The organism is Pseudomonas sp. ASL4, assembly GCF_056680395.1.
Map to the genome: position 1 here is coordinate 4,614,756 of NZ_CM155280.1, position 16,622 is coordinate 4,631,377.

Genomic DNA, 16,622 nt, shown 5'->3' on the forward strand with positions numbered 1-16,622 from the left:
CGCCGAGAGCAGCATCGAAAGCCTCGATCAGCGACTGGACACCACCCTTAAGCAAGTGCATGCCCTCGCCAATAGCAGCACCCAGATCGGCCAGGTGCTGGACGTCATCAGCACCATCGCGCAACAGACCAACTTGCTGGCGTTGAATGCGGCCATCGAAGCGGCCAGAGCGGGCGAACAGGGGCGCGGCTTCGCGGTGGTGGCCGATGAAGTCAGGCACCTGGCCAGCAACACCCAGAGCTCGGTCGAACAAGTCCGCACGGTGATAGAGATGCTGCAGCAGTTGAGCCAGGAAGTGGTTCACAGTACCCAGTTGAGCCGCGAGCAAGCCGGCAACAGCGTGATCCAGGTGCAACAGACCCGTGCGGCGTTGGAGAATATTTCCCAGGCCGTGGATGTGATCGAACAGATGAATCAGCAGATCGCCAGCGCAGCCCTGGAGCAAAGCACGGTCATGGAAGATATCAGCCATCGGGTCAGTGACATTCGCAGTATCAGCGAAACACTGACCAAACGGATGAGCGATGCCTCAACGGCCAGTGACTCACTCCATGAAATGGCCAACCATCAACAGCAGCTTGTAGGCCATTTTCGCGTGTAAAGGAGCACGACAGGCTACCTGCCGGTGCTGACGTCTTGACTGAGTTACAGTTGCCGGCTTTCGACCATCGTTCATCGAGCACCACCCATGATTCCCCCGCGACGCTGGCTGATCCTGGCCATTATTTCCAGCGCATTGCTGCTGATCGTCATTGATATGACGGTGTTGTACACCGCACTGCCGACACTGACCCGTGAGCTCGATGCCTCGGCCTCGCAAAAGCTCTGGATCATCAACATCTATGCATTGATCGCTGCCGGTCTGCTGTTGGGCATGGGCACACTCGGTGATCGCCTCGGGCACAAACGCCTGTTTATCGGCGGACTGAGCGTGTTTGGCCTGTTCTCGCTGATCGCGGCCTTCTCGCCATCGGCCAGCGTATTGATCGGCGCCCGCGGCTTTCTGGCTGTCGGCGCGGCGATGATGATGCCGGCTACGCTGGCCATCGTCCGGGTAACGTTCGCCGACCCGCGCGAGCAGGCCATGGCATTCGGCATCTGGGCATCGGTTGCTTCAGGGGGCGCTGCGTTCGGCCCGGTGGTGGGCGGCCTGCTGCTGGAGCATTTCTGGTGGGGCTCGGTGTTTCTGATCAACGTGCCTATTGTGGTGGTGGCGTTGGTCCTCGGCGCCGTGTTGATCCCGAATCACCCGGGGGATGCCAAAAAACGATGGGACTGGCTGGGTTCGCTGCAGGTCATGATAGGGCTGATCAGCCTGGCATATGCCGTCAAGGAACTCGGTAAACGGGCGCCCTCCTTCGACAGCATGCTGGTGGCGGTCGTGCTGGGTGTGCTATTCCTGACGCTGTTCATTCGACGCCAACGTCGTGCCGCACAGCCGATGCTCGATCTGGCGCTGTTCACTGCACCGGGCTTCAGAAATGCCGTCATTTCAGCAGTCGTATCGGCCGCTGCGTTGATCGGCACGGAACTGGTGTTCAGCCAGCGCCTGCAACTGGTGCTCGGCATGTCGCCGCTGGAGGCGGCATTGTTTATCCTTCCTCTCCCACTGGGTTCCTTCGTCGCAGGGCCGCTTGCCGGTTACTACCTGCCGCGCCTGGGAAACCGGCGGATGCTGCTCTGGACGTTGCTGCTGTCGTCAGCCGCAATGCTGAGCTATCTCTTGCTGTACAACGCTGCGGTTTACCTGCAAATCGCCAGCCTTGCCCTGTTGGGCTTGACGATTGGCGCCGCACTGACCGTTTCGTCCAGCGCCATCATGCTCAGCGTGCCCGCCGATAAAGCCGGCATGGCCGCCTCCATCGAGGAAGTGTCCTTTGAACTGGGCGGTGCTGTGGGTGTGACGCTTGCAGGCAGTCTGTTATCGGCGATTTATGCGTATTCGGCGGACCTGATGATTCCGCCATGGCTGACCCGAAACCCCGCGACATTCGATAGCCTCGACGACGCGCTGGTCGTCGCCGAGACGTTGTCACCCGAAGGCCGCGCGATGCTGACCGCATTCGCCCGTGCGGCGTTCGATGCAGGCTTTGTTGCCGTGCTGACAGCGTCGGCAGTCCTGCTGTTGATCGCATCGCTGCTGGTCAAGTTGAGCAGACAGGCGCAGCCGCGCGAGGTCGCAGACCATCCTTGGTAAGCAAAGCGCAGATTTGGTTGAACGGTTCTGCGTGGGGCCTTAAAGCTTGTGGCTACCCAATGCCTGGTACCGCTCCGGCGACGCCTTGCGAAGTCGAGCCGCCAGGAACACGCCACCCAGCAGGGCCGCGGGAATGATGGCGCAGAGACTGTATGACAAGGCCAGGCTAGCGCCCGTTAGTACATCGAAATGCACCACCGCGAGTACCAGGACCGCCAACAGGGCAACACAAGAGAAACCGGGGAAAATCCGCCCACGCCAGATCCCCACCTTGAGTTCGGGGTGACGCCGGAAAAAGAAGATTACCGCTGCGGAAGTGAGCGCCATCAACAAAATCACGCACAGCGTGGCCAAGTTGGACAGCCAGGCAAACAGCTGCAGGATCGGATCGGCATCCATGGCGGCGAAAATCAGTACCACCACCGCCGAGATAAGGCTCTGCAACGCCGATCCCATATGAGGACTCTGGTGCACGCGATGGGTAGTACCCAAGCGGTGCGGCAACAGGCCGTCACGCCCAATCGCGTAGAAGTAACGGGCCGCGGCGTTATGAAACGCCAGCAGGCCGGCATAGATACTGACCATGAACAGCACCCGGATAATCTGAGTCAGCCAGGGGCCGACAAAGTGGTCGGACATGCCGTAGATAAACGTCGTCGGGTCCTGCAAGGCCTGCAGCATCGGCACGATTTTGTCCGCACCCACGCCCACCACCATCGACCATACCGACAGTGCGTAGAAACCACCGATCAGCAACACCGAGCAGTAGGTGGCAATCGGGATAGTACGCTGCGGGTTCTTGGCCTCTTCGCCGTAAATAGTCGTCGCCTCGAAGCCGATAAATGCCGCGAAGCAGAACAGCAAGCCAATTGACGGTGTGCCGCTGAACACATAACTGCGATCAAACGCATCAAGGTTGATGCCGCTGTCGCCGCCGGATTTGAGGATGGCAAAATCCAGGATCAGGATCGCCAGGTACTCGGCGATCACCATCACCGACAGTAGCCGCGCCGACAGGTCTATCTTGCGATACCCCAAAATCGCAATGCTCGCCATCGCCATCAGTGAGTAAGACCACCATGGCATCAAGAGTCCGAACATGCTTGCCATGGTGCCGCTGACGACCCCGCCGAACATGCCATACAACCCGACCTGAAGAATGTTGTAGGCGAACATCGCCAACACACCCGCCGCCCCGCCTGCCAGGCCACCCAAACCACGGGAGGTGAACGCATAAAAGCCGCCAGCATTGGTTAGGTGCCGGGACATTGTGGTGTAGCCCACTGAAAACGCCAGCAACACCAGCAACGCCAGGATCAACAACGCCGGCGTGCCGGCGCCATTGCCCAGCATGATGCCAATCGGGAAGCCACCGGCGATGACACTTAACGGGCTCGCCGCCGACACCACGAAAAAGATGATGAAACCAACACCCAAGGCACCACGCTTCAACTCCGTCGAACTGTTGATCGGGATAGATACGCTCATGTTCTTGACCTTATTGTATGAGGCAGTCGCTGTAGGATCGGTGCAGCAAGCCGTTCACCGTCACCGATATAGCTTGTCGTTTTTGTCGCACGCTGGATTCGATCCTATGCCTCACCATGAACGCCCCGGTATCCCAAATCGGTAACCTGTTACGCCATCACCTGAACAGCGCCATCCGCCACCCGGACCTCACTGCGAAGCGAGACGCGCCGTCAGTTCCGACGCCGCGCCGGTCACCAGGTCGCACAGATAGCGCTGCTGAAACGCACCGAACCGCTCACTGCGCCCCACCAGGGTCATGCTCCCGAGGACTCGCTGCTTTTCGTCGAAGATCGGCGCCGCGACGCCACTGCGTCCCGGGTACAGCTCACTTTCGCTGATGCAGTAGCCCTGTTTGCGGATGGCGAGAAGGCTCTTGATGAACGGCTTCCACTCCAGCCCCAGATGCTGCAATTCGGATGGGTTCACGTGAGCGTCGTAGACGCGTCGGATCTGACGCGGTAGCAGATAAGCCAGTACGACGCGGGAGGTCGCGCTGTGAAAAAGATCGATCGGCCGCCCCTTGTCGCCACCGACCGGTCCGGCATCGGAGCCACGATGGATCAGTACGTTGACCACTGAGTCGCCATGCCACTCGCTAACCAGCGCATCCAGGCCGGTGTCGGCGACCAGTTTGTCGGCCAGGTCCCGGCTGCATGCCAACAACGGGTCGTAGTTCGCCATCTGATGCTCCAGCGTGACGATTCGCGGGCCGAGCGCGTAACCGCGCGGCAATCGCTTCAAAAAGCCCGCGTCGCCGAGTTCTCGCAGATAACGATAGGCGGTGGCGGACGTGTAGCCTAGCTCCCGGCAAATGATGTCTACATCGATGACCGGTTGTTCCGGGCGGAACAGGTCGAAGACCATGAGCAGACGGCGCAGGCTATTCATCTTTTTCTACATCCTTGTGAAGCCAACGGTCACCACACCCTGCTTTCAGCGGGCGGGTGTTCAGGCATGAGCGCAACCGGTGATGGCAGCGCGGGGGGTATGGGACGGCAACTCTGCGAACAGCTCCTGGTACTCCGCCGCAAAATGGCTGAGGTGAAAGAAGCCCCATTGGGCAGCGGCATCGCCGATCGAGAGATGCGACGCGCGGGTGGACATCAAGGTCCGGCGTACACCGTTGAGCCTCACAGAGCGCAAGTAATTCAGCGGCGTCGTCTCGGCAACCGAGCGAAAGCTGTTCTGCACGGTACGCCGACTGACCTGGAGTCGCTGGCACAACTCGATCACGCTGGGCACGTCGATCATCTCCGCGGTCGCCAGACGGTGGCATTTCTCGACAATGAAGCTGCGCGTGGAGCTTGCGGAGCGTTGTTGCTTGTCGCAGGCCGGGTCGGTCATGAGTTGCAGCAACTCGCCGAGCATCGCCTGCTCCAGCGCCAGCTCCCGTTCCCGGTCTCGCGTGCTGTCGAGTTCTTCGTACACCAGGGCCTGGGAGAACATCGCCAGCAATCGGCGACGAGCGTATGCAAAGCGTGGGGTGGAAACCCTGATCACCGGCTGACGCAGCAACAGGCTGACCTCCTTCGCCGAAGCCGTTTGCGCCAACGCCTGCTCGAACAATTCACGTTCAAAGGTGATCGACAGCAGTTCCATACCCATCGGCATATGGAACATGAACTCCTCGCCACCGTGAAGAAAGAACAGGCTGCTATCGTCCGCCTCCCGTCCCTGCATCCGAATCGAACCCGGGGTGGTGATCGGCACGGCAAAGCACATCTTGCCTCGGGGAGCCACGCCGTGCTGCACGACACGCTGGTTGATCTGCTCGAGAAAGACGTGGACACCCGCCGTCGACAACTGCGTCAGCGAACTCTCGGTCGAGCCTGCCGTTAGCTGACTGTAGTCCTGGTTCCACTCCTGGACGGTAGCCGCATGGACATGGACGTCTCTGAAATGGCTGATAGTTTGATTTTTCATGATGTCGAAAGCCTCTGCCAATATTCTTGTTTTTAGATCGCCTTCCTATGCGATATTCGCACATAGTGAGAATTATGCACAATTATTTATGAAATTCTAAATTCACTGGAAGGTGCGCTCTGGGCGGTCCATCCATGTGCCAATTCGGGCTACCGGCCACAGACACGTCGCGGAGATGATCAGCACACTTAAATCGACATTCAGAGAGAACGTCATGAGTGAAGCCAAACTTGAATCCCTCCACTTCGCGGATGCCCCGCGGATTACATCCAGCGCACTTCCCGGCCCCAAAACCAGCGAGGCCCTGGCGTTGTCGGCGCGCACCGAGTCCATGGCACGCGGCGGTGGACGCATGCCCATAGCCATGGACCGTGCCTTCGGCGCTACTTTCAAGGACCCCGATGGCAACACCTACATCGACCTGTCCGCCGGCGTGGGCGTCAGCAGCGTAGGCCGCTGCCACCCGAAGGTGGTGCAGGCGATTCGCGAACAGTCCGAAGTACTGATGCATGCCCTGGAAATCAACAGCACCCGGCGCACCGAACTGGCGGCCAAGCTCTCCGAGATCGCGCCCGACGGCTTGCGTGGCGACTGCATCACCTTCTTCACGCAAAGCGGCAGCGATGCGCTTGAAGCAGCCATCAAATTCGCCAAACGCATCACCGGGCGGCACCAGATCATCGCCTTTCATGGTGGCTACCACGGCGTGTGGAACGCCTCGGGATCCCTGACGACAGGCACGGCCTACCGCAAGGGCTACGGTGCCCAGATGGGTGGGGTCATTCACGCCCCCTACCCTTATGCCTACCGTTTCCCTTTCGACACCACTCAAAAAAGCGCCGAGCAGATCGCCGGCGAGTACGTGGACTACCTGTTGAACACCCCCTACACCGCCGCCGATGACGTGGCTGCCGTCATCGTGGAACCGGTGCAGGGCGAAGGCGGCTACGTGCCTCCCTCGCCAGAATTCCTGCAGCTGTTGCGCAAGGCATGCGACCGTAGCGGCACGCTGCTGATCGTCGATGAAGTGCAATCCGGCGCAGGGCGCACCGGCAAGATGTGGGCGGTCGAGCACTCGGGCGTGAAGCCGGACATGCTCACTTTCGGCAAAGGCATCGGCAGCGACCTGCCAATGGCGGGCCTGATCATGCGTTCAGACCTGGCGGCCGCGATTCCTGACGGATCGATGCCCAACACCTTTGCTGCCAACTCGTTGTCCGCGGCGGTGGCGCTGACCAATATCAGCATCCTGCAGGACTCGGAGCTCGATCTGCTCAACCGCGCGCACACTCTGGGGTTGGAGGCGCAGGAACGTATCCGTGGCTTCAACAGCCCGTTCGTTGGTGAAATACGCGGCCGCGGCCTGATGATCGGTATCGAACTGGTCGAAGACCCAGCCACCAAGGCTCCCCTGGCGCCCGAAAAAATCGGCCAGCTCATGGGCTACCTGCTGAACCACGGCGTGCTGATGATTCCCTGCGGTCGCTACAGCAACGTGATGCGAGTCATGCCGTCGCTGACGATCTCACGCTCGCTGTTCTTCAAGGCACTGGACATCTTCGGCGACGCCCTGGCCTCCCTCGAGGCGTGACCCGACCACTCCACATCACTCATGGACCCCAAAATGACTGAGCACTTGAATCACTTCATCAAAGGCGCGTCCTTCGAAGCCTCCGACGGCCGTCGCATAAACCTCGTCAACCCCGTGACAGAACAGGTGTACGGCAGCTCCGCACAGGGCACGACTGAGGACGTGGACCGCGCAGTGGCGGCCGCGCATCGCCAACTTGAGGGTGGCGCCTGGAGTCAGCTCGACGGCGCCCAGCGCGGTCAATTGCTATCGAAACTCGCTGACCTGGTTGAACGCGACACCGAATTGCTGGCCGACATGGATGCCAACGCCATCGGTCGCTCACCCATCGAACCGCGCCGGATGGACTTGCCCAACGCGATCGCCAACCTGCATGCCGCCGCCGGCTGGGCCAACCAGCTTGAGGGACGCACCATTCCCACCGGTGGCTACTTCGGCACCAAGACCCTTTCGTACACGGTACGCGAGCCAGTGGGTGTGGTCGGCGCCATCGTTCCCTGGAATTCGCCGTTGATGATCACCGTCTGGAAGCTCGCCGCTTTGCTGGCGGCAGGCTGCACCGTGGTCATCAAACCTTCGGAAGAAACGCCGCAGTCTGCCCTGCACCTGGCGGTGCTGGCTCAGGAAGCGGGCTTTCCGGATGGCGTGATCAACGTGGTCACCGGCTACGGCAACGAGGTGGGTCGCGCCTTGTGCGAACACCCGCTCGTTGCCAAGATCAGCTTCACCGGCAGCCCCGAGGCCGGACGCGAAATCCAGCGCACCGCCGGTGTACTGTTCAAGCGCGTGGCATTGGAACTGGGCGGCAAGAGCCCACAGATTGTCTTCGACGATGCCTCTTTCGAAGACGCGCTGCGCGGGTGTGCGCTCGGCCTGTTCGCAAACCAGGGCCAGGTCTGTGCAGCCGGCTCGCGCATCCTGGTGCACCGCAGCATCGCAGATCGCTTCGGCGCAGAGCTGGCCGATGCCGCACAGGCAGTCAACGTGGGCGACCCTCGCCAGCCCGGCGTACAGATGGGACCGGTGGCCAAGAAAGCGCAATTCGATCGCGTTAACCGATACATCCAACTGGGTATTGACCAAGGCGCCTCGCTTCTGGCCGGCGGTGTATCGACTCCTGAGCGGGGCTGGTTTGTCCGGCCGACTATCTTCACCAACGCGAACAACGCCATGGCGATCGCCCAAGACGAAATCTTCGGGCCCGTCGGCACGCTGATCACGTTCGACAGCGAAGAGGAAGCTATCGCACTGGCCAACGACTCCTCCTACGGCCTGGCGGCCACGGTCTGGACGACCGACCTGGTGCGAGCGCACCGCGTAGCCGCTGCGGTGAAGGCCGGTGCCGTGGGTATCAACTGCTGGAGTCCACTGGACGCCAACCTGCCCTGGGGCGGCGTGAAGACCAGCGGTATCGGCCGTGAAGGCGGGTTTGCCGGCGCGGTGGCCTACACCGAGGAGAAAGTCATCACCGTGCTGCTGCCTTCCTGAGCACGATCCCTGTCCTGACCGTATCACCCTCCGGCCCCTGTGCCGCGAGGGTGACCGTTCAAAAGTGCATCCCTGATGCCGTTGATAATCAATGGAGAGACTACGATGAACCCGATAGATCAACAAACAACCGATCGGTATCCGACGTCCCTGCGAATGTTGCACTGGGTACGCGCCGTGCTCATCGCAGGCCTCCTCTGGGCAGGCTGGCATATGACCGGTCTGAATGACGAAGTGGCGAGCAAGTACGAGCTCTATTACCCGTGGCACAAATCCTTTGGACTGTTGGTGTTTCTGGTTGTCCTGACTCAGATCGCCCTGCGTTTTCGGACCCCCGTGCTTCCGCAGCCGCTGGAAACGCTGGCGAGCTATGAAAGGTTCCTGTCAAGGCTTACGCAGCGTGTCATGTATGCGCTCGTCGTGATCGTGCCGTTGATGGGGTACTCAATGTCGAGCACCTACACGATGAGTGACGGGGTTTTCTTTTTTGGGGTCAACCTGCCGGAGCTTCTTTCGAAAAATGACGATTGGTTCGTCGTCTTCCAATGGCTGCACAAAGTACTCGCCTATACCCTGCTCGCACTGATCCTGTTGCATGTCGTAGGTGCCCTTAAACACCGGTTTTACGACCGGGACCCTCGAAATGACGTCCTGCGCCGCATGCTGTGACTTGATGAGGCGTTGACGCAAGACGTCAACGCCTCATGGCTCGGACCGGAGGGGCCGCCAGGCCCCTGATCAAAATACCTGCAGCAGACTCAGTTGTTACGGGGCGAGCGGCGGTTCAGAAAGCCACCCATACGATGAACTGGAAGTAAGTGTTCGTTGATGCGCTCCCGCTCTGCAGACCACCGTCCCCGAGCCACTTTTCGGGCTTGTAGAAGCCGACCAGAGGCGAGAGTGTGACGTTATCCGTCACCATCCAATCCAGAAAAAGGTCGACCTCACGTGCAGCGAAGTCCTGCTCATGCGTACGGGAGAGCTGGTGGTAGTTGAAGGCCATTGCGTTAAGGGTCAATGTCTCGGTCGGCTTGACTGAGAGGAGCACGTCGTTGATCGCCATGTTCGAGGTCACTGAACCTGCGTAATTGGCGGCGACTTCACCTTGGTATCGCTTGCGAAAACCTCCCTGGAACAGAAAGTCGTAACCTTCGGAATAGCGCGAATATCGATAGCTCACCGTCGGTTGCCATTTTGTATCGGCGAAGGTGTAGCCGGCGTCGAAGAACATCGCCCGCTGCGACCCTGAACGTTTTTCCTGACGCACCACTTCGAACGCAAAGTCGGCATTCTCGATCCCGGCATTGCCCTGCCCACGAATGCTATAGACGTCCATGCCCTTGCGCTCAAGCCGATCACCAAAGGCATATCGCTCATCAACATCCAGACCGTGCACGTAAGTCGAACCGATCGAGCCAATGGGCGTTGTGTAGTCGAGGGTGGCGGCAGCCACTTCAGTCTTCGACTGCCCGGGGTTGCCGGATTTGAGCCACATCAGGCTACTGTGAAGGCCCTCCGCCCCCCCCAGTTTCAAGACTGCCGTGTTCGCGAATGCCAACCGCGGGCCAAGGTAAAAGGCGCCGCCGCGATTGAACCGGCCATCCTGGACGCCTGGGATAGGATTGAAGCCCTTCCCGGGGGCGAACCCGTCATCGGTGATCAGGAAGCCGTCCACCGTGACGAGCTGCCGGCCGAAGGAGAAATCAACGCCGTCCTCACCCAGAGCAGGAACCAGGTCACCCGACTTCCAGCCCAGGAAAGCGTCTTCCACAGCCGTTTTTCTTTCATCCCCGACGGTGAGCCCACCCGCATCCCCATCGCCCCATGACCCCGTGCTGATCATGCTAAATCCGCCATAGATGGAGCCGGGAGTGATTTTGTCTGTCTTGCCGTTCAGGCCGTATTTGGCGAAGCCTTCCTGCCACCGCATTGTGCCGGGCTCCCTCTGCGGGTCGGCGAGGTAGTTTTTGTTGCTGCCGAACAAGCCATACCCTGCCCAAATGTCGGCGTTAAGGACAGTTCCTCCATCATTTTCGTTGTAGAGCTGATAGGCGAGTGCCTGCGGCTCAAATGTGCAGAGTGCAACCAGCGAAAGTAACGGGGCGTAGCTGAGGGTGCGCATGACGTCTCTCCTGTTTTTATATTTATGAGGCGAGCCAAGAGTGTTCCGGCTTGGGTCGCGAGAGCGGTAACCCAAATCAGCACTTTCAAGGGGCGAACCGCCCCTCCCCTGCGCGATATCCCCCCGCTGCAAAACATCTTCGATGCCTTGAATGGTTGCCGTTTTGGGCTATGGGCTCTGAACGCTACGCCCCTATGCTGGGCCCATAAGAACCATAAGAACCGAGGCACCCGTCATGACCCCTATCTCACCACCCCCGCTGTTACGTCAGGGGCTTTGCCTTCTGACCCTCATCGCTTGCAGCGCCCTCGCGCCTGTGGCCAGTGCCCACCACTCGTTCGCACTTTTCGACCAGACCCAGACGGTCTCGATCAAGGGTGTCGTCGAGCGTTTCGCCTGGACCAACCCTCACATCACGATTTACGTCGATACACCCGGCCCCCCAGCCCAGCGATTCAAGATCGAGACAGGCAGTGTCAACGCGTTACAGCGCACTGGCTGGAACGCCGAGTCGATCAAGGCTGGCGACAACGCCGAGGTGTCCTTCAAGCCGTTGAAAAACGGTGAGCCAGGAGGACTGCTCGTGGAGATCAAGATCGGTGACGTCGTACTCACTGGCGGTGGATAAGCAGTCCCTCCCAGCTTCATGACTACCCAGCCGAACAGACCAGACCAGCAGCACGGAGGCGTTTCAATGAAACTGACAAGAACCCTGAACACGGCAATGATCTTCCTGGGCATCGCCCTCGTGACTGTCGCCGGGATATGCAACGGCGCCACACCGTCGAAACCTCTGCACGACAAACACAGCGTCGGCACACGACCCGACATCAGTGGTACTTGGGAAAGAACCCCGGACGACTGGTTCGGTGAGAACCCGGACGATCCGGTGCACCCGGGTGGACCGATGGACCTGAAGGCGCCCTACGCCGACGAATACGTCGAGTTGAAGAAGAAAGAAGCCGTGGCGAACGAGGCCGGGACGCCGTTGGCCACCACGAGCTCGAGATGCCTGCCCGAGGGAATGCCAACGTTGATGGCGGCGCTTTTCCCGATCCAGATCATTCACGACGACAAGCAAGTGATCGTCCTCGGCGAGTATCTCCAGCAGGTGCGCCGGATTCTCTTGAACGAAGCGATGCCACCAAAAGAAAAACTGGATCCTAAATATCAAGGCCATTCACGCGGCCACTGGGAAGGCGACACGCTCGTCGTGGAGACACAGCGCGTGCGAACGGATGTGCGCTTCTATGACGTTCCGCACGGTCCGGACATGAAGATCACGGAACGCATCAGGCTGACGGCGCCGGACCACCTGGAAAACAAGGTCGTGATCGAGGACTCACAGGTGCTCAAGGTCCCGTATCGCTTCACGTTCGAGTACAAACGGTCCAACTACACCATTCAAGAGTATGTCTGCGAGAACAATCAGATCGTGATCGATAAAGAGGGCAAGGCATCCCTCAGTCTCGAGTGAAGTCGCCATTAATCGCCATCGGAGCTGACCAAATGGAAAGACTGACAACAATCAGCCTCCTGCGACCAACGCTGAAAAGCGTCCTGCTGTCGCTGCTTGTCACGTCGACCGCGTTCGCAGAAGTGCCTCGCATGCCCACGGTGATCGCTGTGCCACCCTCCGGACAGCTGCCGCTTTCGTCGGCGAAACGCCCGGGCACCGAACACATCGACCTCGACAAGTACGGCTACGTCGAGGAGGAGTTTTACCTGCAAGGCGTTGCCCCGGCCATTACCGCCTCGGGCAAAACCCTGCTGGAGGCGCCTTACACCACACGCATTCTGGTACGCAAACCGGCTGACCCCGCGCGCTTCAATGGCACGGTCGTGATCGAGCCGTTCAGCTGGTTCGGCGAGCGCGCCGCGGGATGGATCCTGACCCGCGACTATTTACTACGTCGCGGCTACGCGTACGTCGGTTACACGCTGAATGTGAACAAGCCGCAAGTCGATCCCAAGTTCATCTCGGACACCCCGGCTGCTGAGGCCGAGCAGATCGCACAGTACGGTCGGATCGTGAACTTCGAGTTCATGCGCCGCTTCGACTTTGCACGCTACGCGCCGCTGGGCACGTATTACGACCCGGAACACTTCACCCGCGGTGCCGCGCCCGATCCGTTCGCCCCACAGTCACAGGGCATCGGGGCGCAACTGGCGTTGCTGCTGAAAACCAATGCGGCGAAAAGCCCGCTGACCGGTCTCGACGTACGACGGGTCTATGTCAATAGCTGGGCCGTGACCGCGCAGGTCTGGATGGACTACCTCGACCAGGGTCGGCACCAGCAATGGCGCATGCCCGACGCAAGGCCGCTGATCGATGCCTACATGACCGGCCGCATGGCCTATGGAGAGGTGGGCGGCGACGTCATCCGGCTACCGCGCCATACGCCCGACGGCGTCCCGTTCGTAACCGTCTACAGCCAGTCCGAACTGATGCATGACGTGATCGAAGGCATCGACCTGCCGCCGGACACCGACAGCCCGCAGATTCGCTACTACGAAGTGACCGGCATGCCGCATCTGCGGCTGGCCGACCTCGGTACGGAGCATACCGAACTGTTCGCTGCCGACGTCGGCAAGGGCGACGACCCACGATGCCGGACGCTGTACGACGAACCGGCGGAGCTGATCGTCTCGTCGCTGCTGGATCGCATGGACCAATGGGTGCGCCAAGGCAAACCCATGCCGAATGCTCCGCGGGTCGCCCGCGATGGCAAGACCGCGGCGCGCGACCCCGCTACCGGCAACCTGCAAGGGGGAGTTCGCCCGCCGTGGATCCAGGTGCCCAGTGCAACCTACCTCACGGATCAGGAGACCGGCTGCGGACTGATCTACGACACCAAAGTGCCTTACTCGAAGGAAGAGCTTCGCCAGCGTTATGGAAGCTTCAGCAACTACGAACAGAAATTCGAAGACGCCAAAGCCCTCTCGATCAAGGAAGGGTACCTACTGCCAGAAGATGCGGCGGCCATGCGCTCGATCGCAAAACCTCAAGACTTCTAAACCAATCTGGAAGAACAGCAGATGTCATCATCACTCGTCATTGCCTGGATCTACGCCACACCCTTGAGTACTTCCATCAGGGACATTCTCTGGATCATACCTACCGTCCAGAGCATTCATATCATAACCATCACTGTGCTCTTCGGCTCTGCGGTCATCTCCGATCTGCGACTGGCGGGGATGTTCGCCATGGACGAACCCTTGCGTAGCGTCATCCGTCGTTACTACCCCTGGATGCGCTATGCACTCCTCGTCTTGCTGTTCACGGGATTGATCATGATCATCGCCGAGCCTGATCGCGTACTCGTCAACACGACCTTCTGGCTGAAGATGGCGCTGGTTATCAGTGCGTTTGCATTGACCTCGCTTCTACGGCGCCGCCTGCTGCGCCCTGCCGACGATGCACAACGTGGTGACGCGTCCCGTCTCGTCAAGACGTCAGCCTGGCTGTCAATCGGCTTGTGGTGTGTCGTGATCTTCTGCGGTCGCTGGATCGCCTACACGATCTGAGCGTTTTCAACGAAAGCCCTAAGGTATTCGCCATGGACATTCAACCAACACTACAAGCCCTCCAGGACACCTCTGTCGCCACCTTTATCAGAGAGTCGGGTTCTGCCTTTCCAACCCTTGAATCGATGCATGTAATCGGCATCGCGCTGGTGTTCGGCACCATCGCCGTCGTGGATTTGCGTCTGCTCGGCGTTGCTTCCCATCGCCGAAGCGCGCAACGACTCATACAAGAACTGTTGCCATTCACCTGGGTCGCATTCGGGATTTGCGTGATAACCGGGCTGCTCATGTTCTCCGCCAATGGCACGACCTATGCGCAGAACACTGCTTTCTTGTGCAAGATGGGTCTGTTGCTGCTGGCGGGCCTCAACATGGGGATATTCCATTTGGGCGTCTTTCACCGGATTGCCGAATGGGACACGACGCTACCGCCTCCCAGCCAGGCGCGTGTCGCGGGATTCAGTTCGTTGGCACTGTGGGCAGGCGTGGTAGTTCTCGGCCGCTGGATCGCTTTTCTCTGATGGCTCGTCTATCGCCCGTCCGGCGTCGCAAATTGCGCACAGGTGTGCCCAGCGATGATGCATACAGTGGAATCAAGGTGGTGCGTCCGCGCTCTGGCCGTTGGGAATCGGCGGCAATGCTGCTTGCAGCACTGTTAGTCATCGCCAGCGTGACCGGTTATATGATTCTACGGCCTCAGAAGGTCGGCCCACCCCCCCCCTTGAGCTGGCAGGTTCGCTCCTTCGACGGCCTGAATACGGTCGATCAGGCCATCCATAGCGCGCTGTTGCCCGCAGGTGAGGAAATCATCTGGAACAACAACGATACCGGCGGCTGGATCACCCTGGATCGTGCCCAGGAGCTTCTGCTGCCGCCCTTTTACCGGGACGCGTTCTGGAAGACCAATGGCAAGGTGCACTGGCAGCTGATTTTGCCCGGCACCCATTTGTCCCATGCGCTGACTGCCGACAAGCACTCCGACACCGACGGGCATGCCGGCGACGCCGCTGTCCCAACGCCCCCCCCCAGCGAAGTGTCGCAAGCCACCCAGGGCCAGGGCGCCACCGTTTACTACGGCTCCGGCGGCAGAGTGCCGGGCCAGAGCGCCTACCTGCTTGTCATCGGGCACGCCCATGCCGGAGTGATGTGGGCCAACCAGGCGACGATCTGGATCCACCCCAATCCGAGCGCACCCTACCCCGCCATCGTCAAGGCCGAGTCGCTGGTCGGCGACGGCTGGCGACAGGTCATCCCTTACGACGGCACCAGCGAAATCGAACGCGTAAAAGGAACCCAGCCATGAATGCCTTTGTAAAACACCGCACTCTGTTGCGCCGTTGCCTCGCGCTGCTGTTGCTGATTCCCGCCATCGCACTTGCCAGCCCGGAACACCCCGTGGGCAAGAGGCTCAAGGTCGGCGTCACGCTGCACCCCTACTACAGTTTCGTGGCCAACATCGTCGGTGATCGGGCGGACGTCGTTGCGCTGATCCCCGCGGAGGCGAATCCGCACAATTACCAGCCGCAACCGGACGATATCACCCGCGCGATGAACATCGATGTGCTGGTGGTCAATGGCATCGGGCACGATGAATGGGCCTTCGAGATCCTCAAGGCCGCCGGCCGCCGGGAGACGCTGCCGATCATCCAGGCCAATGCCTCGGTGGCGCTGATTCCCATCAACGGCGACCAGAGCGACGTCAAGGTGGTGAACCCGCATACGTTTGTCTCCACCACCGCTGCCATACAACAGGTATTCGAGATCGCCCGCCGCCTGGGCGAGTTGGACCCGGACAACGCGGCGGCCTATCGACACAACGCCATGGCGTATGCCGGACGGATCCGGGCACTACGGGCAGGCTTCATGACTCGCTTTGCCGCGCTGGATCTTTCGACGTTTCGTTGCGCGACGTTGCATGGCGGCTACGACTACATGATGCAGGAGTTCGGTTTGTTCGTGAGTGCAGTCATTGAGCCGCGTCACGGCGTGGCGCCGACTGCGCGCCAGCTGGCCACCACCATCGACACCATCAAAAAAGCCAATGTGCGGGTGCTTTTTGCCGAAAAGAACTTTTCCTTGGACCTGGCCAAACCCATCGAGGCCGCCACCGGCGTGAAGGTCTTCACCCTGTCTCACATCACCGGCAGCACCTACAGCGCGGACGAATTCGAGGTGGCCATGCGCGACAACCTCCAGACCCTGGCAGAAGCCGTCGAGTTTATTCAGCAATGAAGGGGGAGCAA

Annotated in this window: 15 protein-coding genes and 1 pseudogene; 12 read left to right on the forward strand and 4 right to left on the reverse strand. The window is 60.1% G+C overall.

Annotation, left to right across the window (positions count from 1 at the left end):
• Window positions 1-61: 61 nt before the first annotated feature.
• Window positions 62-601 (forward strand): annotated as a pseudogene (locus AC1MEW_RS20705) (methyl-accepting chemotaxis protein); the annotation flags it as partial.
• Window positions 602-688: 87 nt separating this feature from the next.
• Window positions 689-2,197 (forward strand): MFS transporter, encoded by a 1,509-nt coding sequence (locus AC1MEW_RS20710; RefSeq protein ID WP_480423430.1) that lies wholly within the window; start codon window positions 689-691, stop codon window positions 2,195-2,197.
• A gap of 39 nt (window positions 2,198-2,236) precedes the next feature.
• Here the strand turns inward: AC1MEW_RS20710 and AC1MEW_RS20715 are convergent, their stop codons facing one another.
• The 3 genes from AC1MEW_RS20715 to AC1MEW_RS20725 form a co-directional block, all read right to left on the reverse strand.
• Complete coding sequence (locus AC1MEW_RS20715) at window positions 2,237-3,685, reverse strand: APC family permease (RefSeq protein ID WP_480423431.1); 1,449 nt, start codon at window positions 3,683-3,685, stop codon at window positions 2,237-2,239.
• A gap of 189 nt (window positions 3,686-3,874) precedes the next feature.
• Window positions 3,875-4,615 (reverse strand): IclR family transcriptional regulator, encoded by a 741-nt coding sequence (locus AC1MEW_RS20720; RefSeq protein WP_480423433.1) that lies wholly within the window; start codon window positions 4,613-4,615, stop codon window positions 3,875-3,877.
• A gap of 60 nt (window positions 4,616-4,675) precedes the next feature.
• Complete coding sequence (locus AC1MEW_RS20725) at window positions 4,676-5,650, reverse strand: helix-turn-helix domain-containing protein (protein ID WP_480423434.1); 975 nt, start codon at window positions 5,648-5,650, stop codon at window positions 4,676-4,678.
• Between the two features lie 214 nt (window positions 5,651-5,864).
• Between AC1MEW_RS20725 and AC1MEW_RS20730 the strand changes: the two genes are divergently transcribed.
• The 3 genes from AC1MEW_RS20730 to AC1MEW_RS20740 all read left to right on the forward strand — a co-directional run bounded on the left by AC1MEW_RS20730 (window position 5,865) and on the right by AC1MEW_RS20740 (window position 9,398).
• Window positions 5,865-7,241, forward strand: coding sequence for an aspartate aminotransferase family protein (locus AC1MEW_RS20730; protein ID WP_480423436.1), 1,377 nt, complete (start codon window positions 5,865-5,867; stop codon window positions 7,239-7,241).
• 33 nt (window positions 7,242-7,274) lie between these two features.
• A complete protein-coding gene (locus tag AC1MEW_RS20735) occupies window positions 7,275-8,729 on the forward strand; it encodes an aldehyde dehydrogenase family protein (protein WP_480423437.1) in 1,455 nt (484 codons plus the stop codon).
• 105 nt (window positions 8,730-8,834) lie between these two features.
• On the forward strand, window positions 8,835-9,398 hold the full coding sequence (locus AC1MEW_RS20740) for a cytochrome b (RefSeq protein ID WP_480423438.1): 564 nt from the start codon (window positions 8,835-8,837) through the stop codon (window positions 9,396-9,398).
• Window positions 9,399-9,513: 115 nt separating this feature from the next.
• Here AC1MEW_RS20740 and AC1MEW_RS20745 read toward each other — a convergent pair whose 3' ends face one another.
• The gene (locus AC1MEW_RS20745; protein WP_480423440.1) at window positions 9,514-10,851 is read right to left on the reverse strand and encodes an alginate export family protein; all 1,338 of its coding nucleotides are present in this window, start codon (window positions 10,849-10,851) and stop codon (window positions 9,514-9,516) included.
• Window positions 10,852-11,086: 235 nt separating this feature from the next.
• Between AC1MEW_RS20745 and AC1MEW_RS20750 the strand changes: the two genes are divergently transcribed.
• From AC1MEW_RS20750 to AC1MEW_RS20780, 7 genes are all read left to right on the forward strand, one after another.
• The gene (locus AC1MEW_RS20750) at window positions 11,087-11,479 is read left to right on the forward strand and encodes a DUF6152 family protein (RefSeq protein WP_480423441.1); all 393 of its coding nucleotides are present in this window, start codon (window positions 11,087-11,089) and stop codon (window positions 11,477-11,479) included.
• A gap of 66 nt (window positions 11,480-11,545) precedes the next feature.
• Window positions 11,546-12,328, forward strand: coding sequence for a hypothetical protein (locus AC1MEW_RS20755; RefSeq protein WP_480423442.1), 783 nt, complete (start codon window positions 11,546-11,548; stop codon window positions 12,326-12,328).
• Between the two features lie 32 nt (window positions 12,329-12,360).
• Window positions 12,361-13,869: an alpha/beta hydrolase domain-containing protein gene (locus tag AC1MEW_RS20760; RefSeq protein ID WP_480423443.1), complete on the forward strand. Its 1,509-nt coding sequence runs from the start codon at window positions 12,361-12,363 to the stop codon at window positions 13,867-13,869.
• 21 nt (window positions 13,870-13,890) lie between these two features.
• Complete coding sequence (locus AC1MEW_RS20765) at window positions 13,891-14,379, forward strand: DUF6644 family protein (protein WP_480423444.1); 489 nt, start codon at window positions 13,891-13,893, stop codon at window positions 14,377-14,379.
• A gap of 32 nt (window positions 14,380-14,411) precedes the next feature.
• Entirely contained in the window at window positions 14,412-14,900 is a 489-nt protein-coding gene (locus AC1MEW_RS20770; RefSeq protein ID WP_480423445.1) for a DUF6644 family protein, read from the forward strand.
• A gap of 116 nt (window positions 14,901-15,016) precedes the next feature.
• Window positions 15,017-15,682 carry a DUF6162 family protein gene (locus AC1MEW_RS20775; protein ID WP_480423446.1) on the forward strand — a complete coding sequence of 222 codons (666 nt, stop codon included), beginning with the start codon at window positions 15,017-15,019 and terminating at the stop codon, window positions 15,680-15,682.
• The gene (locus tag AC1MEW_RS20780; protein WP_480423447.1) at window positions 15,679-16,611 is read left to right on the forward strand and encodes a metal ABC transporter solute-binding protein, Zn/Mn family; all 933 of its coding nucleotides are present in this window, start codon (window positions 15,679-15,681) and stop codon (window positions 16,609-16,611) included. Before AC1MEW_RS20775 ends, AC1MEW_RS20780 begins: the two co-directional genes overlap by 4 nt.
• The last annotated feature ends 11 nt before the right edge of the window (window positions 16,612-16,622 follow it).

Excerpts from the sequence above, each read along its gene's own strand:
- AC1MEW_RS20745 (WP_480423440.1), bottom strand. The coding sequence starts at position 10,851 with ATGCGCACCCTCAGCTACGCCCCGTTACTTTCGCTGGTTGCACTCTGC.
- AC1MEW_RS20770 (WP_480423445.1), top strand. The coding sequence starts at position 14,412 with ATGGACATTCAACCAACACTACAAGCCCTCCAGGACACCTCTGTCGCC.
- AC1MEW_RS20775 (WP_480423446.1), top strand. The coding sequence starts at position 15,017 with ATGCTGCTTGCAGCACTGTTAGTCATCGCCAGCGTGACCGGTTATATG.
- AC1MEW_RS20720 (WP_480423433.1), bottom strand. The coding sequence starts at position 4,615 with ATGAATAGCCTGCGCCGTCTGCTCATGGTCTTCGACCTGTTCCGCCCG.
- AC1MEW_RS20725 (WP_480423434.1), bottom strand. The coding sequence starts at position 5,650 with ATGAAAAATCAAACTATCAGCCATTTCAGAGACGTCCATGTCCATGCG.
- AC1MEW_RS20730 (WP_480423436.1), top strand. The coding sequence starts at position 5,865 with ATGAGTGAAGCCAAACTTGAATCCCTCCACTTCGCGGATGCCCCGCGG.
- AC1MEW_RS20765 (WP_480423444.1), top strand. The coding sequence starts at position 13,891 with ATGTCATCATCACTCGTCATTGCCTGGATCTACGCCACACCCTTGAGT.
- AC1MEW_RS20715 (WP_480423431.1), bottom strand. The coding sequence starts at position 3,685 with ATGAGCGTATCTATCCCGATCAACAGTTCGACGGAGTTGAAGCGTGGT.
- AC1MEW_RS20780 (WP_480423447.1), top strand. The coding sequence starts at position 15,679 with ATGAATGCCTTTGTAAAACACCGCACTCTGTTGCGCCGTTGCCTCGCG.
- AC1MEW_RS20760 (WP_480423443.1), top strand. The coding sequence starts at position 12,361 with ATGGAAAGACTGACAACAATCAGCCTCCTGCGACCAACGCTGAAAAGC.
- AC1MEW_RS20710 (WP_480423430.1), top strand. The coding sequence starts at position 689 with ATGATTCCCCCGCGACGCTGGCTGATCCTGGCCATTATTTCCAGCGCA.
- AC1MEW_RS20735 (WP_480423437.1), top strand. The coding sequence starts at position 7,275 with ATGACTGAGCACTTGAATCACTTCATCAAAGGCGCGTCCTTCGAAGCC.
- AC1MEW_RS20750 (WP_480423441.1), top strand. The coding sequence starts at position 11,087 with ATGACCCCTATCTCACCACCCCCGCTGTTACGTCAGGGGCTTTGCCTT.
- AC1MEW_RS20740 (WP_480423438.1), top strand. The coding sequence starts at position 8,835 with ATGAACCCGATAGATCAACAAACAACCGATCGGTATCCGACGTCCCTG.
- AC1MEW_RS20755 (WP_480423442.1), top strand. The coding sequence starts at position 11,546 with ATGAAACTGACAAGAACCCTGAACACGGCAATGATCTTCCTGGGCATC.